This window comes from Mucilaginibacter sp. P4_D1 (assembly GCF_056401935.1).
Map to the genome: position 1 here is coordinate 1 of NZ_JBFUIJ010000010.1, position 14,670 is coordinate 14,670.

The window sequence follows — 14,670 nt, forward strand, 5'->3', positions numbered from 1 at the left end:
TATAAGTGAGGTATTTTTCCTTACAATAAATATTTGTATACCAACATCGGGCTCATATATAAAATAGACTATACTAAAAAGCGGGTAAAGGAATATACTCATCCAATCAATGTTGTTAGTTTGGAACCACGCTTTTTTTGAGGTCTCTTTGATTAACTCTTCTTTTGTAATTTGAACAAACATTATTCGCTATCTTGAAAATATAAATTAAAATGAAGGCTTGAACTAATTAATTGGTGATGAATATAATATGCTTGCGAAACAAAAATATATGTTTTAAGCTGCTTTTAAACTTTTTGTTAATATTATTATGCATGACAACAAGCTGCCCAGTTGCAAAAAGCAGTCCAAAATATATGCAGGTGCGGGCACTCGCCTTCAGGCGGGCTGCAAGCCTTAACAATGGTATCAGTTTTTCATGGCTCGAGCAAACATGGAACAAAAATCCGCTAAGCCAGGGCGCTATAAAAGATGCTGATTTTGCGTTGCTGAAAAGGCTTGGTTTTAGGAGCATACGGCTCCCAATAGCTTTTACATACTTTGAAACGGCACACATACCAACCGAAGAAATATTGGGATACATTGATAAAGTGGTTAAGCAATGCCATAGGTACGGATTTAAATTGGTATTGGGTTACCATTATGGCAATTTAAATGATACAAACAGCAATGCCGAAACCCTGAAAATTATCAATTTATGGGCGAAACTTGCTAAAAGGTATGCGAATGTGAGTGCCGATGATTTGTTTTTTGAATTATATAACGAGCCACCCCACATGAACCCCAATGTGTGGAAAGATGTAGCCTATAATGTTGTAACAGCATTGCGTAAAGTTGATAAAAAACGCACGTTTATTATTGGCGCCAGCAATTATAACAGCATATATGAATTAAGCCGTTTTGTAAGGCTTGCCGATGAAAATATTATATACACATTTCACTTTTACGAACCTTTCTTTTTTACCCACCAGGGGGCCAGTTGGGTAGGCAACCAGGTTGCCACAACCGGGGTATCATTTCCTTATAGTGCGGAAAATTTTCCAGTACTTGATCCCAGGGCCAAAGGTACCCCCGGCGAAAGTAACCACGAAATGTACCGGCGCGATGGTAACGAACAGTCGGTAAATGATAAGCTGCAAATTGTGAAGGAATGGGGCGATAAATATGACGTGCCAATAATATGCGGCGAATATGGCGTGTATAATAAATACGCAGATTTAGGCAGCCGGTGCAGGTATATTAAAGCTGTGAGGTCGGCACTAAAAAAACTGGGTATTCCAGGGATGCTTTGGGACTATAATGGTTCCTTTTCGATATTCACGGGCAAACCTTCGACGGATAATTTGCCTGCGTGTATGAAAGACGCAATAGCTTATTAAGCCTTAAAATGATATAACTTTATTGTGGTTTAAATGTTACCTTTGAACACTAATAATTTGTTATGGAATTTTTTGTAGAAAAACGCAGGGAAGTAATGAGCCACATTGAAAAATTCATGCTCGAAAAGATGTATGATTTTTTAAAACCTGTTGATACGATATGGCAGCCCTCTGATTTTTTACCCGATTCTTCAAGAGATACCTTCTTTAACGAAATTAAAGAACTACAGGAAAGCGCACAGGGGCTGAGTTACGATCTTATTGCTGTATTAGTAGGCGATACCATTACCGAAGAAGCGTTGCCAACCTACGAATCATGGCTTACTATGGTTGATGGTGTTTCGAAGAATGAAGATGGCGGCTGGATGAAATGGACACGCCACTGGACTGCCGAAGAAAACCGCCACGGCGATTTGCTTAACAAGTACCTTTATTTATCGGGCCGGGTTAATATGCGCATGATGGAGGTATCTACCCAATACCTTATTGCCGATGGTTTTGATATAGGCACAGGTACCGATCCGTACCGCAACTTTATATATACCTCTTTCCAGGAGCTGGCAACCAACGTTTCGCACAGGCGTGTGGCATCGCAGGCTAAAAAAGATGGCGATACTTTATTGTCAAAAATGTGTGGTGTAATTGCAGGCGACGAGGCGCGCCACGCCAAAGCCTACAAATACTTTATCGAAAAAATATTTGAGGTTGACCCTAACGAAGCCATGATAGCCTTTGAGGATATGATGCGTAAAAAAATTGTAATGCCGGCCCACTTCCTGCGCGAAGTAGGTTTAAAAATAGGCCAGACTTTTGGTCACTTTACCGATGCCGCCCAGCGTTTAGGTATTTATACCGCTATTGATTATGTTGACATATTAAAAGAGCTGATTGAAGACTGGCACATTGAAAGTGTTACCGACCTTAACGAAAGCGGCGAAAAAGCCCGTGATTATATCATGAACCTGCCAACCCGTTTACTACGCGTTGCCGACAGGATGAAAAACCCCATGCTGGAGTACAAGTTTAGCTGGATAAACGGATAAGGTTTTAAACCCATAAGATTTTTGTAGAGACGCATTACATGCGTCTTTTTTTTGTTTAGGGATATATGGTCTTCCCAATAGTATCCGGACGTCCCGATAGGGCAAAAGGGCGGAAGACCCGCGGTGAAACGAAAGCGAAATGAAACTTGTTTTGCATTAAATGTGTCTACTCCACCTTAAACCCCGGTTTAGCATACCCTTCGGCCACATATCCTCCCGGAATCTGGATATGGTTGCCATCCCTTAACGACGTGTAATGCGGCGACATGATCTCCACACCGGCTTCGTTAAACTTATCCTGTATGTTTTGATGCAACCGCGAATAAATGCCGGCCATTTGGTTTGATAAAGCGGTATAAGCGTTAAGCTGGTAACTCACATTAAAATCGTTGAGTGCGGTTTGCAGTACAAAAGGTTTTTTATCGGCCAGGATACCATCCGTAGCTTCGGCAGCAGCTATTAAAAGATTGTGCACTGTTTGCCAGGGAACATCGTAACCAATAGTAACTGTAGTATTTAGTATCAGCCCCATGGTATTAGCCACAGTAGTATAGTTGGTGGTGTGGCCGCTTAATATGGTGGCGTTTGGTATTGTAATGTCTTCGTTTTTGATGGTGCGCAGGCGGGTAACCAACAGGTTTTTTTCTACCACATCGCCCATAACCTCACCCACTTTTATGCGGTCGCCAATTTTGTAGGGGCGCATATAGGTAAGCACAATGCCCGCTACCATGTTGGATATGGCCGACGATGACCCTAACGAAAACAATATCCCCAGGAAGACAGTAACCCCTTGAAAAATCTTTGAATCGGAGCCTGGCAAATAAGGGAAAATCACCACAAACATAAACGCGAAAAGCAACACCCTGATAATGTTATAAGTTGGCATGGCCCATTCGGCATAAAAACCTTTAATAGTAAAATTGCCCAGGGCTATTTCGTTGGCTATAAATTTTACCAGCTTAACAATATAACGGGTTACCAGGTAAATAACCGCAATGGTAAGCAGGTTGGGGATATAATGTACAATAGCCAGCAATATGCTTTTAAATGGCGTAACCACATAGCCCAGCAACTGTACCGAAATGGGTTTTGAGGATGGAAAAATATAAAACAATACAGGTAGTGCAAGGTACACCAGCAAAATAATAACAACGATACGTGCTATGCGCAGCAAGCCGGTAACAACGGGCAGCAGCCGGTGCGCGTAAACCACTGGCGCTCCCTGTGATGCCAGTTTATCCATCCGGGTTTCCCAGGCCTTTAATAGTTTTAGCTTTAACCAGCGCGAGGCTTTAAACAGTGCCCATATAAGCGCTATTAACAGCACAATAACGGCTGTGGCTTCTAAAATATTAACTACCACCTGTTTGGTGCCATTATTGGTAAAGTAGTTGCCCAGTTTTTGTTTAAGGATGAGTAAATAGCTGGCGGCAAGTTGCGGGCGGTTAAGTTCGGTAAAAGTAGCATCCTGGTTATTTATGGCCATCACAATTTGCGAGCTGTAATAAATAACCGATAATGTACTGTCGTTTTTTAACGTAAGCGAATCGGGGTTAAAATCCATCCGCGCTACGAGGGCCTCAATCCGTTTGGTAACTACGGCGGCGCGTTCCTGCACGTTAAACAGGCCCTGCCCGGTATACAATTTAAGCAGGGTATCGCGGTTAATGACAACCGGCTCGCCCCGCAAAGGGTCCGGCGCTTTGGCTTTAACAGGCGCTTGCGCGTTCAGGTTGACCGATGCTAATAAAAAACAGATCAACAGGTACCATATATTACGCATAGGTAGTTTTTCTGTTAAAGCTAAAAATTATATTTCAAATTTTCGCTTAGCCTTCCTGCACAAGGTCGGTGCCGTACTTACCCGCCACATCGGCAAACAGGTCGTTCAGGATAGATTCTACCGTCAGGGAGTTTACATCGTCAACATAGTGTTCATTACGGGTAATATGTAGTTCCTGCCCAACTATCTCAAGTTTGAACAAAACACCATCGTACAAATCATGCTGGCTTATCTCAATAACATCGTTATGCCCGCTGATGGCAAAGTTAACATCAACCTGCCTGCGTTCGTGAAAAAGCGCGTTAAGCTTATGCTGCAATATGTTAAATAACTCGTGGATATGTATCGGGGTATGGAGTGTTATAATTTTCATGGTAATACATTTGTATTGTTTAATATTACAAAGCACCTTTGTTATTGTTTGAGCCCCACCCAAACCCTCCCCCAAAAGGGAAGGCTTTAAATTTTCTTACTTAGGTGTATGGGGGCTAACTGATAAAATCGATAAACTAAAAAATAAAAATCTCCCCCTGAAAGGGGGAGATTTAGAGGGGGCTCCTATGAACTACAAATTACTCGGCCGATCGGGCCTTAAAGTTTCTGAACTGTGCCTGGGCACTATGGGTTTTGGCACCGAAGGCGGCTGGGGTGCCGATGCGGCAACCAGCTTTGCCATTATGGATGCCTATGCTAACGCAGGAGGTAATTTCCTGGATACCGCCAATGTTTACAAGCTGGGCACCAGCGAAAAGATCATAGGCGATTATATGAGCAATCACGACCGTGATTATTTTGTGCTGGCAACAAAGTATTCCTTAAAGGATAACGTAACCAACCCCAATGCATCCGGCAACAGCCGTAAAAACATGATGCGCAGTGTGGAGGAAAGCCTGAAACGCCTGAAAACTGATTTTATTGATGTTTTGTACCTGCACATATGGGACAATATTACCCCCATTGATGAGGTACTGCGCGCTATGGACGACCTTATAAAACAAGGTAAAATTACCTATGCCGCTATAAGCGATACGCCCGCCTGGGTGGTAGCCAAAGGCAATACCCTTGCCGAACTCATAGGCTGGAGCCAGTTTATAGCCTTACAGGTTGAGTACAGCCTGCTGGCCCGCACTGCCGAGCGCGAGCTGATACCCATGGCCAAACACTTTGGGATGACGGTTACACCCTGGGCACCGCTTGCCGGAGGCGCACTTACCGGTAAATATTTAAAAGGCGATAAAGGCCGCATAAAACCCGAAAGTAACCGGCTGAATGCCCGCGCCGAAAAGATTACAAAAGTAGTGATGGAAGTTGCGGCCGAATTGGGTGTATCAGAAAGCCACGTTGCCCTAAACTGGACCCGCCAGCAATATTTTTCGTGCATCCCCATTGTGGGTGCTACCAAGGTAGACCAGCTGCTTGATAATTTAAAAACAGTTGATGTTACCTTGAGCGCCAACCAGATGAAACGGCTGAGCGATGCCAGCGCAATTGAATTAGGTTTCCCCGGCGATTTTTTTAACGAAGAGGCAGTTAAAAATAACAGCTTCGGCGGGTTTTATGACAGGGTGGAGAAAAGGTAAATAAATTTTAATAATAGTTTTTTGAGCTATATATTTAGGCGAAGCTTTATCACATATGCTTTGCCTTTTTTATGAAAAAACCTATCCTTTTATTACTGTTGCTATTTGCTGTTTTTAAAAATGTTAAAGCCCAGGAACTGGTATCTTCAGAACAATTTCAGAAGCTGATAGGTTATTTAAATGATGAAAACTGGAAAGATGCCGCCGATTTATCTGAAACCTATTTGAAAGCTATTCCCGATGATAAAATTGATTGGGATGCTGCGGCCATTGTTAGATATATGTGCCTTACTTCCGAATCGGGATTGATGAATTTAGGAAAAATTACCCAGCAGGAGGCCTTGAAAAGAGTAAGCAGCTTTGCTGGCCATACAATTATTTTTCCATGGCGGTCAGTAACTGTTGCTTTCGGTATGAATAAAATAATGCCTCATAATGATAAAGCTGACACCTTAATGGTTACCGCCACCAATAGGAAGGCCACGTCGATATTTGCCTTTGAATATATAGTACCGGTGCCGGGAATATCGTTGGATGATTTAAAAAGCTTTGCAGGTAAATCCTGTAGGGTTAACGGCACATTAAAATCGGTAAGTGTTGAAGGACATATATTGCCGAGATATAGGTTATTGATTGATAAAGCAAGTTTGAAATTTGGCGAATAAACCCTTTATTGAAGGGGTTGGCCATCATTGGTATGCGTCTCGTGATGTGCGTGGTGGTCATGGCGCGTATCCTTGTGATTATCCTGCTGAAGATTTTGTTGCTTTGTACGTTTCCGTTTAAGATAACGTCTTAAGCGACTGAAAGCCAGTTGTGCTTTTCTAATAAACCGCGAATCCCAGTGATCGAATTTTCCCATTAAGGCCATAGTGCCAAATATGATGAAGCCACCTATAACCACGATAACAAAAATGTGCAGGCCATTTATAAAAAACTCTCTCATGATCATTATTGGTTAACTATACATTCAATAGCAATACCCATGCCCCTTTTTGTAAATGCAATTTACCTGAACGGTGCATGCAAATGTATAAGGAGAATGTAGGCTAATAAATGACGGCGATCACTCAAAACGTTTTAAGTATGCAGGGCTCACCAATTCGCCATAAAGGATGTTGGCTGGTTCATCAAGGCTAAACCAGGGGTTTTCCTGGTATTGGAGCAGTTGGATGCTTTGGGCAGGCATGTAGCTTTGCGCCAGCAGGAATTTTTTATGATGGGCGGCATCCTCTATTACATCCATCACTATAAAACAATGCCCCGGCGAGCCGCCTTTAATAAACACATCGCCGGTTTTTAAGGTTGATGGATTGCTTACGGTTTTCAATTCCTTTTGCAGCGATAAGGTGCCGGCATAGCTAAATACCAGGGTCATGTACCGCATAAAGTTATCGTAACTATAATCTTTTTTGGCTTTTAGTATCCAATGATCATTATTGTAACGGTAACCATTGGCATAATGCACAAAATCGCAGCGGAAACCACTGGTAAAGTTGAAGGATATGTCATCGTACTTCTTCTGGCTGTACAGGTACTCGCCGCGCAGGCGCATTACAGCATCGGCACATTGCTGCAGGTCGTATTTACCAACACTCAAATCAACTATGCCCGCGGTATAACCCTCCGTACGGGCCACCTTACCCTGGTAGGTAAGGCATTGCGATCCATTAGGTTTCAGCGGTACATTCTGTAGCCAGGCACTGAAGCTACCGGGCGCTACGGCACTTTGTTTATAACCTGTGGGTGGCTTAAAACGGGTGATAACATTATCGGTTTTAACCGGGCTGCTCATCAACCCTATTATTATGAGCATTAAAATCGCCTTCATAATGTTTTAGCTTTTTTTAATTGCTGATAAGGGTTAAAGGGCACAGGGATATCATCAACCAGCCGGAAGGCCGAAAAATGCAAATGTGTTGGCGAACGCTTTTTATAAGCGTTGTAGCCGGTGCGGCCAACCTCGGCTATTTTTTGGCCAGGCTTAACTTCGTCGCCGGGTTTTACAAAGATGGCGCTGTTATGGGCGTAGTAGGTAATTACTCCTGAATAGTTGTGATATATCCAAATGTACCTGCCTCCACGCAAACTGCTTGCCGGCTCCCATTCATTACTACAGGCGATAATAATGCCATCGTCTGCCGCCACCACATTTACTGGTTTTTGGGTACGGTCATCTATACAATCCTGGTTTCTATCGTTAATAAAAATATCGTGCGCTGGGTGGGCAGCGTGTTTATTGCCGTCGATATAACGATATCCTTTGTCAAAATAGCCATCACCATTGCCACCTACGGCGTGATAGTTATAACCCTGTAAAGGAAAAATCCATGCAGGTTCACTTATCCTGACTTCGCTGCGTGTTATCAGTGCGTGTTGAATGTGGGCAATCAGTTCTTTGAATTGTTGGGCTGCTAAGGCCTTTGTTGTTGGTGTTTTTAACACTTCGCTATTGAAGCTATTGAATTTAGCGCAGGCAATCTCAATCTCTTGAGCCGTCGCCACAAAACAGGCTGCCAATAATCCAACAAATAGTACAATTTTTCGCATAAGGTTTATCTTGGAGAATACATATAACTAAATATCTGCCAGAATATTATCCCTCAATTTTAATATCGTATTTGGCCAGCAGGCCAGGCAGACCATGGAGCGAGAACATAGCTTTTTTAATCATATTATCATCCGGGTCGATGGTGTAGTTGTAGGAGCTGCGCAGGTCGGCTCCTTTGAGTATCGTGCGGCTGAAAAAAGCCCGGTTAAGGTTGCAGTTGATGAATTTGGCTTCGGTTAAATCTGCTTCGGTGAGGTCGGTCTCCGTCATGGAGCAATCGGTAAACCGGCCTTTTTTGTTTTTCTTTTTGTAAAAGATGGCGTTATCTAAAATGCAGTTCTCAAAGTACACTTCGAACAGAAAGTCGCGGGCTTTGCCAAAGTTTAGTCCGCTCAGTTTGCAATCTTTAAACCGGATATTCTGGAAACCGGTATCGGTGGCATCGGCCAGCGCCAGGTTGCAGCCATCAAATACACAGTCGATAAAAACTAAACCGTACAGGTTGGCATGAGACAGATCGCAGCTAACGAATTTACAGTTTTCGTACGTATGGTTGCGGCCGGTAAGCTGCGTGGCAGGGGCTTTGGTAAATGTTTCGTCCTCGTAATGCATGGTAGAATAGTATCAAGTCGCAAGTATCAAGTATCTTGAGAAGTATCAAGTAGCGAGTATCAAGTATCAAGATTTTTTTTGGATAGTTGAGCGCGAAATAATAAATAAAAGGCAAGGTACTTGATGGAAAAAGTAGCAAGTATTTAGTATCAAGTATCAAGATTTTTTTGGATAGTTGAGCGCGAAATCTTAAATAAAATGCAAGGTGCTTGATGGGAAAATTTGAATTAAATGACAATACTTTTTAAAAGTCTTGATACTTGATACTCGCTACTTGATACTAATTTATTTGTAACTTTTCGCACCAAAAGTATTCTTAACAGAAAATCTCCTGCACATGCATCCAAACTACATTTTAGTGATCAATGGCAAGCCCGAAGGGCCTTTCAGTATTGATGAGCTAAAAGCCCGGAAAATAAAACCTGCCGACTTTGTAAAAACGCACGAAATGCCCGATTACAAGGAAGCCCAGGAAATTGCCGAACTGCGGGAACTTTTCGGCTTTGCCAAACCCGCCCTGCTTATGCAGTATTTCGGTAGTTTTGATCAGCGATTGCTGGCTTCATTTTTAGATTGGTTTATAATTTTTGGCGCATTTGTGGTGGTTATTTTTGTGGTGGTATTGTTGATATTGCAGGATAAGGAAACGCGCATGACAGCCAGCTTTGGCTTATTGGCCTGCATACCATTTGCTAAAATTATTTACCACATGGTGATGGAAAGCTCGGCCAAACAAGCCACCTACGGCAAACTGATGCTCAAAATAAAGGTGGTGGACATGAATGGCGACCGCATTACGTTTGGCAAAGCCGTAGCCCGTAACCTGTGCAAAATATTCTCTGTACTTACTTTTTTTATCGGCTACCTCATGGCCTTTTTTAACAAGAAGCAGCAATGTTTACATGATATGATGGCCGGCACACTGGTGATTAAGGAGAGGTTGTTTTGAGGGGGATAGTTAATCAGGCTTTCAGAAATTTGGCTTTGATGGTTTCGAAGGAAACGTATTTGGTTGTATCATCTTCCTCCTCATCCAACATTTTATCTATCATACTTTTGTACCCTTCGGTTACTTCGAGTGTTAAATGTCGCTTATGTAATAAATCCTCAAAGTCGGTTATCGGAATAATTGCAGCGGTTTTTTCGCCTTTATAATTAGTTATAAATTGGGGCTTCATTCATCAAATTTAATCAATTAAATGCTTAAATTTGAATATGGAAACGCTAATTGTACATCCGCAAAATAAAGAGCAACTGGATGCTTTAAAAGCTTTTATGAAAGCACTTAAAATTTCATTTGAGGCCGAAAAACCTTATGATCCTGAATTTGTGGCGATGATTTTGCAAGGAGAGGAAGATATCAAAGCCGGAAAAGGAATTAAGGTTGATATAGATAATCTATGGAAGTAGTTTTTACTCCTAAAGCTTTAACTCACCTTGATGAATGGCGACAAAGTGGCAACGTTGGTATTCAAAATAAAATTCACGAACTTCTTGTCTCTATAAAAGAGTCGCCTTTTAAGGGAATTGGTAAGCCGGAGCCATTGAAACACAAACTTTCGGGTAAATGGTCAAGGAGGATTAATGGCGAACACAGGATTGTTTATAGTTTGGACGGTAATACTATAAACATATACTCATTAAAAGGACACTATTAAAAGTCTATCTACCTTATCCTTACCAACCGATACTTCAATTTACCCAAAACCAATTCTGTTGAGTCGTTATTTTGGGTACATCTAAAATGCAGATTTATCCTAACCGTCCCATTAATTTATCATTTACATCCAAACAACTTATTCCCCAACATAATCGTTAAATTTGCAGCTTATTAATTATCCGCTGCATGAATACTGATGCTGTTAAATTGCTGCAAGGCCGTTATTGTAATTCGTTAACCCAATATTCGCGTTTTGTTACCCGCGAGGTAAACATTGGCGATGTGCCCATGGGCGGTAATAACCCCATCCGCATACAAAGCATGACTACTACCGATACCATGGATACTATGGGTACGGTTGAGCAATCTATCCGTATGGTTGATGCCGGCTGCGAGTATGTACGTATTACTGCACCCAGCATTAAAGAGGCCAAAAACCTGGCCGAGATAAAAAAACAGCTTCGCGCCCGTGGGTACAATGTACCCCTGGTGGCCGATATCCACTTTACGCCAAATGCTGCCGAGGTAGCTGCCCGTATTGTCGAAAAAGTACGCGTTAACCCCGGCAACTACGCTGATAAAAAGAAATTCGACCAGATAGATTATACCGACCTGGAATACCAGGGCGAACTTGAACGCATTTACCAAAAGTTTGCGCCACTGGTAAACATTTGCAAAGAGTATGGCACCGCTATGCGCATTGGCACCAATCACGGTAGCTTAAGCGACAGGATCATGAGCCGTTATGGCGATACCCCGCAGGGCATGGTTGAATCGGCCATGGAATTTATGCGTATGTGCGAAACGCTGAATTATTATAATTTGGTAATCAGCATGAAATCGAGCAATCCGCAGGTAATGGTGCAAGCCTATCGCCTGCTGGTAGAAACCATGGTTGCCGAAGGCATGAACTACCCCCTGCACCTTGGCGTAACCGAGGCCGGCGACGGCGAGGATGGCCGCATAAAATCAGCCGTAGGCATAGGCACCCTATTGGAAGACGGCCTTGGTGACACCGTCCGCGTATCATTAACCGAAGAACCAGAAGCAGAAGCACCGGTGGCTATTGAGTTGGTGAAACGCTACTCTTTGAGGGAAAAGGTTAAAGGCGAAAGGTTAAAGGCAAAAGGCAATGAGATTATTACAGATCAGAACCTTTCACCTTTAACCTTTTCCCTTTCACCTCAACAACACAGCCCCTACGAATACAAAAAACGCCACACCTATGAGGCCAATGCTTTCATTGGCGGACACATGGTGCCAAGGGTAGTGCTTGATCTGTCAAAAAAGAACCTGAAAGATCCTGGTATTATGGCGGATGCCGGTTATATCTACTCGGCGTTGCTTGATAAATATAACATGGCCGAGCAATCGGTTGATTTTGTTTACCTGGCTGATGAATTGCCCTCGTTTAATTTACCGGGCAACTTAAAACAACTTTATAACTACCAAACCTGGTTAAAACTGGCCGATAAAACCCTTTGTCATCCATTATTTACACTGAAAGAATATATCGGGGCCACTAACAAAACATCAGCATTAAACATGGTGAAACTTTTTCCGGAAGATATTGATTCGGAAGACTTTGGCTCGTTACCGTTTGATAATTCGCTGGTATTCGTTTTAGAAACCAACGCCCTGCACGGCATGGCCGACCAACGCGGATTCTTTTTCAAAATGGAAGAACTGGGATTGGATGTGCCGGTTATAGTAAAAAGGAGTTATGAGTTTGGAGTTATGAGTACTGAGTCGGAACATGAAAACTCAGCACTCAAAACTCAAAACCTACAACTATTTGCCGCCACCGACCTTGGTGCTTTATTGGTTGATGGCTTTGGCGATGGCATTTGGATTGAGGCACCTGAGGTTGATACCAAAGTGATCACTTCTACCGCCTTTGGTATTTTGCAGGCTACACGCTCGCGCATTTCCAAAACAGAATATATCAGTTGCCCAAGTTGCGGGCGTACCTTGTTTGATTTGATGATTACCACGCAGATGATCCGCAGCCGCACAAGCCATCTTAAAGGCTTGAAGATTGGTATAATGGGCTGCATTGTAAATGGTCCCGGCGAAATGGCGGATGCTGATTATGGCTATGTTGGTTCGGGTACTGATAAAATCACCCTTTACCGCGGTAAAGAAGCCGTAAAGAAAAACATCAGCGCGGCAAACGCTTTAGATGAACTTATTGGCATCATTAAGGACGACGGAAACTGGGTTGAGCAGGAATAAACCTAATGTATGAGCGATAAGATCACCGTTTTAGATATTCCATCAACGCTAAAAAAACACCTGGCATCGGTAGGTGATAACGCGCCAGATTTTGGAATTATTAACGACGGTTGGAACCAGGACGATTTTGCAGTGCTCAATAACCAGCCGGGCCTTACGCATGGCCTGCCTGTTAAAACAGATTATTATTCGGTTATTTTATGTTTAAGGGGCAGCTGTAAAAAAACAATCGGCCACTTCGTGTTCGAGGTGTATACCAATTCTATCCACCTGGTATCGCCCCAGTTTATAACTTCCTATGAAGATGCCTCGCCCGATTTGTTATTGTACGAGGTGTTGTTTAAAAAAGAATTCCTGACCAATAACCTGCTTAAGGAAAACATACTGGATAACCTGCTGGAGGTAAACCCCGATTATCCGCCAATTTATGGTCTGTCGCAAAAAAACTGCGCCTCGTTAAAAGCCCTTTACGAAAAAATAAGCGACGAAAGCCGGGAGAAAGGCGCTTTTCATTTACCTATATTACGGTTGCTGTTAACAGATTTACTTTACGAAATGAACCGGGCTTGCGAAAACTGCCTGCTGCATTCAACCCGCCACCTCAGCAAACAATATCAGCTGGTTTATAAATTTAAAAAGCTGGTTGAGGATCAGTTCCTGACCCTTAAAACGGTGCAGGAATATGCCGATGCTTTGTTTATATCGGCAAAATATTTAACCGAAATTGTAAAGGCCGAGACAGGCCAAAACGCCCTGCATGTTATCCATAACCGGATGTACCTGGAAGCGCAATACCTGCTCTCGTCGTCTGGCCTCAGCATAAAAGAAATTGCCGAGCGACTGAACTTTGATAACAGTTCGCATTTTAGTCGTTTTTTCAAACGTTTTGCCGGTAATAATCCCTCGGAGTTTAAGCAGCTTCAATAAAATTCTCTCCATTTAGCTCACCCCAATCGCCGTTATGACTATCGGCTGACGGTAATAACCGGCCTCAGGAAAAATTGGTTGTTAAAACCGATTTATTGAGATTGATGCGCCCTGCTATGCGCAGTACCTTTGATATGTCAATCAAACAACACGATCATGAAAAAGGAAAACATAGAACTCATAAAAAGCAGGTTACTGCAATTGTACTTTGGTACCTACCAGATATTAACTATCATTTACAGGTAATAATAAAGCTTAAAGCAGAATGCTTAAGGCTCAAAGCCGATGCACGGTTGTAACAGCCGGCTATATATACATAAATAATTAAGAACTATAGGTAACAAACACTACAAAAACAAGCAGCCGTTAAAAGGCTTCACTATATATTGGTACATAAAAAAGGGGCAGACTTATAACAAGTTTGCCTTTTTTGTTTTTAATTAATAGCATTGGTAAAAGGAAACAATGGCGCTTCGCGTTTTACTAACAGTCAGGCCTTTGTTCCGGGTATCGGGTTGTGGCACAGCTCCCACAAATTATCTTCCGGGTCGGTAAAAAAGCCGCTGTATCCACCCCAAAATGTTTGCGCGGGCCTCTTTACAATCGTGGCTTTTAACCTGGCCAATACCATAAAATTATCGTCGACTTCCTTTGCTGAATCAAGGTTGATGGTGAAATAACAACTGTTATTCTTTTCTCCGTGCGATGGTATCCCGGTATAATCAGCAAACAACGCCTCGGTGCACAATGTAAGTACAGATGTTTTCAACTTCAGCATTAAAACACTTTCGTTTTCGGCGAGTATTTCCCAGCCTAAAACACCGGTATAAAATAGCTTTAATTGCTGCAAATTTTTAGCAGCGATAGTAACAGCGCTAAGTACTTGCTTCATAAATA

The 14,670-nt window shown here is 42.5% G+C and carries 17 protein-coding genes; 9 read left to right on the forward strand and 8 right to left on the reverse strand.

The genetic code is table 11. The features are described 5' to 3' along the window. Window positions 1-314: 314 nt before the first annotated feature. Both AC1DV1_RS11250 and AC1DV1_RS11255 read left to right on the forward strand, forming a co-directional pair. A complete protein-coding gene (locus AC1DV1_RS11250; RefSeq protein ID WP_477358842.1) occupies window positions 315-1,379 on the forward strand; it encodes a glycoside hydrolase family 5 protein in 1,065 nt (354 codons plus the stop codon). A 62-nt stretch (window positions 1,380-1,441) separates the two neighbouring features. Next, a complete protein-coding gene (locus AC1DV1_RS11255; protein ID WP_477358846.1) occupies window positions 1,442-2,422 on the forward strand; it encodes an acyl-ACP desaturase in 981 nt (326 codons plus the stop codon). Between the two features lie 166 nt (window positions 2,423-2,588). Here AC1DV1_RS11255 and AC1DV1_RS11260 read toward each other — a convergent pair whose 3' ends face one another. Beyond that, window positions 2,589-4,208, reverse strand: coding sequence for a mechanosensitive ion channel family protein (locus AC1DV1_RS11260; protein ID WP_477358849.1), 1,620 nt, complete (start codon window positions 4,206-4,208; stop codon window positions 2,589-2,591). Window positions 4,209-4,254: 46 nt separating this feature from the next. Beyond that, entirely contained in the window at window positions 4,255-4,581 is a 327-nt protein-coding gene (locus AC1DV1_RS11265) for a hypothetical protein (protein ID WP_477358853.1), read from the reverse strand. Window positions 4,582-4,768: 187 nt separating this feature from the next. Here AC1DV1_RS11265 and AC1DV1_RS11270 point away from each other — a divergent pair, with 187 nt between their 5' ends. Beyond that, entirely contained in the window at window positions 4,769-5,788 is a 1,020-nt protein-coding gene (locus AC1DV1_RS11270) for an aldo/keto reductase (RefSeq protein ID WP_477358856.1), read from the forward strand. Between the two features lie 71 nt (window positions 5,789-5,859). Next, window positions 5,860-6,453 (forward strand): hypothetical protein, encoded by a 594-nt coding sequence (locus AC1DV1_RS11275; RefSeq protein WP_477358859.1) that lies wholly within the window; start codon window positions 5,860-5,862, stop codon window positions 6,451-6,453. Between the two features lie 5 nt (window positions 6,454-6,458). Here the strand turns inward: AC1DV1_RS11275 and AC1DV1_RS11280 are convergent, their stop codons facing one another. The 4 genes from AC1DV1_RS11280 to AC1DV1_RS11295 form a co-directional block, all read right to left on the reverse strand. Then, window positions 6,459-6,734 (reverse strand): hypothetical protein, encoded by a 276-nt coding sequence (locus tag AC1DV1_RS11280; RefSeq protein ID WP_477358862.1) that lies wholly within the window; start codon window positions 6,732-6,734, stop codon window positions 6,459-6,461. Between the two features lie 120 nt (window positions 6,735-6,854). Then, window positions 6,855-7,619: a DUF4846 domain-containing protein gene (locus AC1DV1_RS11285; protein ID WP_477358865.1), complete on the reverse strand. Its 765-nt coding sequence runs from the start codon at window positions 7,617-7,619 to the stop codon at window positions 6,855-6,857. Further along, window positions 7,616-8,338, reverse strand: a complete 723-nt coding sequence (locus AC1DV1_RS11290) for a M23 family metallopeptidase (protein WP_477358867.1) — start codon at window positions 8,336-8,338, stop codon at window positions 7,616-7,618. Before AC1DV1_RS11290 ends, AC1DV1_RS11285 begins: the two co-directional genes overlap by 4 nt. A 46-nt stretch (window positions 8,339-8,384) precedes the next feature. Beyond that, window positions 8,385-8,951, reverse strand: coding sequence for a pentapeptide repeat-containing protein (locus tag AC1DV1_RS11295; protein WP_477358870.1), 567 nt, complete (start codon window positions 8,949-8,951; stop codon window positions 8,385-8,387). 337 nt (window positions 8,952-9,288) lie between these two features. Between AC1DV1_RS11295 and AC1DV1_RS11300 the strand changes: the two genes are divergently transcribed. Beyond that, window positions 9,289-9,900 carry an RDD family protein gene (locus AC1DV1_RS11300; protein ID WP_477358873.1) on the forward strand — a complete coding sequence of 204 codons (612 nt, stop codon included), beginning with the start codon at window positions 9,289-9,291 and terminating at the stop codon, window positions 9,898-9,900. Window positions 9,901-9,913: 13 nt separating this feature from the next. Here AC1DV1_RS11300 and AC1DV1_RS11305 read toward each other — a convergent pair whose 3' ends face one another. Next, window positions 9,914-10,129, reverse strand: a complete 216-nt coding sequence (locus AC1DV1_RS11305) for a hypothetical protein (protein ID WP_477358876.1) — start codon at window positions 10,127-10,129, stop codon at window positions 9,914-9,916. A gap of 37 nt (window positions 10,130-10,166) precedes the next feature. On the opposite strand from AC1DV1_RS11305, the gene AC1DV1_RS11310 reads away from it, so the two are divergent. The 4 genes from AC1DV1_RS11310 (at window position 10,167) to AC1DV1_RS11325 (ending at window position 13,773) form a co-directional block, all read left to right on the forward strand. Then, the gene (locus tag AC1DV1_RS11310) at window positions 10,167-10,361 is read left to right on the forward strand and encodes a DUF2683 family protein (RefSeq protein WP_477358879.1); all 195 of its coding nucleotides are present in this window, start codon (window positions 10,167-10,169) and stop codon (window positions 10,359-10,361) included. Continuing rightward, window positions 10,352-10,609 carry a Txe/YoeB family addiction module toxin gene (locus tag AC1DV1_RS11315; protein WP_477358882.1) on the forward strand — a complete coding sequence of 86 codons (258 nt, stop codon included), beginning with the start codon at window positions 10,352-10,354 and terminating at the stop codon, window positions 10,607-10,609. Before AC1DV1_RS11310 ends, AC1DV1_RS11315 begins: the two co-directional genes overlap by 10 nt. A 188-nt stretch (window positions 10,610-10,797) precedes the next feature. Further along, window positions 10,798-12,846 carry a (E)-4-hydroxy-3-methylbut-2-enyl-diphosphate synthase gene (ispG, locus tag AC1DV1_RS11320; RefSeq protein ID WP_477358886.1) on the forward strand — a complete coding sequence of 683 codons (2,049 nt, stop codon included), beginning with the start codon at window positions 10,798-10,800 and terminating at the stop codon, window positions 12,844-12,846. A 9-nt stretch (window positions 12,847-12,855) separates the two neighbouring features. Then, a complete protein-coding gene (locus tag AC1DV1_RS11325) occupies window positions 12,856-13,773 on the forward strand; it encodes a helix-turn-helix domain-containing protein (protein ID WP_477358889.1) in 918 nt (305 codons plus the stop codon). A 490-nt stretch (window positions 13,774-14,263) separates the two neighbouring features. Here the strand turns inward: AC1DV1_RS11325 and AC1DV1_RS11330 are convergent, their stop codons facing one another. Next, entirely contained in the window at window positions 14,264-14,665 is a 402-nt protein-coding gene (locus AC1DV1_RS11330) for a VOC family protein (RefSeq protein WP_477358892.1), read from the reverse strand. Window positions 14,666-14,670: the final 5 nt, after the last annotated feature.

Bases quoted from the DNA above. Each gene is read 5' to 3' on its own strand.
- AC1DV1_RS11315 (WP_477358882.1), top strand. From the start codon at position 10,352: ATGGAAGTAGTTTTTACTCCTAAAGCTTTAACTCACCTTGATGAATGG.
- AC1DV1_RS11310 (WP_477358879.1), top strand. From the start codon at position 10,167: ATGGAAACGCTAATTGTACATCCGCAAAATAAAGAGCAACTGGATGCT.
- ispG (WP_477358886.1), top strand. From the start codon at position 10,798: ATGAATACTGATGCTGTTAAATTGCTGCAAGGCCGTTATTGTAATTCG.
- AC1DV1_RS11300 (WP_477358873.1), top strand. From the start codon at position 9,289: ATGCATCCAAACTACATTTTAGTGATCAATGGCAAGCCCGAAGGGCCT.
- AC1DV1_RS11325 (WP_477358889.1), top strand. From the start codon at position 12,856: ATGAGCGATAAGATCACCGTTTTAGATATTCCATCAACGCTAAAAAAA.
- AC1DV1_RS11280 (WP_477358862.1), bottom strand. From the start codon at position 6,734: ATGAGAGAGTTTTTTATAAATGGCCTGCACATTTTTGTTATCGTGGTT.
- AC1DV1_RS11305 (WP_477358876.1), bottom strand. From the start codon at position 10,129: ATGAAGCCCCAATTTATAACTAATTATAAAGGCGAAAAAACCGCTGCA.
- AC1DV1_RS11255 (WP_477358846.1), top strand. From the start codon at position 1,442: ATGGAATTTTTTGTAGAAAAACGCAGGGAAGTAATGAGCCACATTGAA.
- AC1DV1_RS11290 (WP_477358867.1), bottom strand. From the start codon at position 8,338: ATGCGAAAAATTGTACTATTTGTTGGATTATTGGCAGCCTGTTTTGTG.
- AC1DV1_RS11330 (WP_477358892.1), bottom strand. From the start codon at position 14,665: ATGAAGCAAGTACTTAGCGCTGTTACTATCGCTGCTAAAAATTTGCAG.
- AC1DV1_RS11295 (WP_477358870.1), bottom strand. From the start codon at position 8,951: ATGCATTACGAGGACGAAACATTTACCAAAGCCCCTGCCACGCAGCTT.
- AC1DV1_RS11285 (WP_477358865.1), bottom strand. From the start codon at position 7,619: ATGAAGGCGATTTTAATGCTCATAATAATAGGGTTGATGAGCAGCCCG.
- AC1DV1_RS11260 (WP_477358849.1), bottom strand. From the start codon at position 4,208: ATGCGTAATATATGGTACCTGTTGATCTGTTTTTTATTAGCATCGGTC.
- AC1DV1_RS11265 (WP_477358853.1), bottom strand. From the start codon at position 4,581: ATGAAAATTATAACACTCCATACCCCGATACATATCCACGAGTTATTT.
- AC1DV1_RS11275 (WP_477358859.1), top strand. From the start codon at position 5,860: ATGAAAAAACCTATCCTTTTATTACTGTTGCTATTTGCTGTTTTTAAA.
- AC1DV1_RS11250 (WP_477358842.1), top strand. From the start codon at position 315: ATGACAACAAGCTGCCCAGTTGCAAAAAGCAGTCCAAAATATATGCAG.
- AC1DV1_RS11270 (WP_477358856.1), top strand. From the start codon at position 4,769: ATGAACTACAAATTACTCGGCCGATCGGGCCTTAAAGTTTCTGAACTG.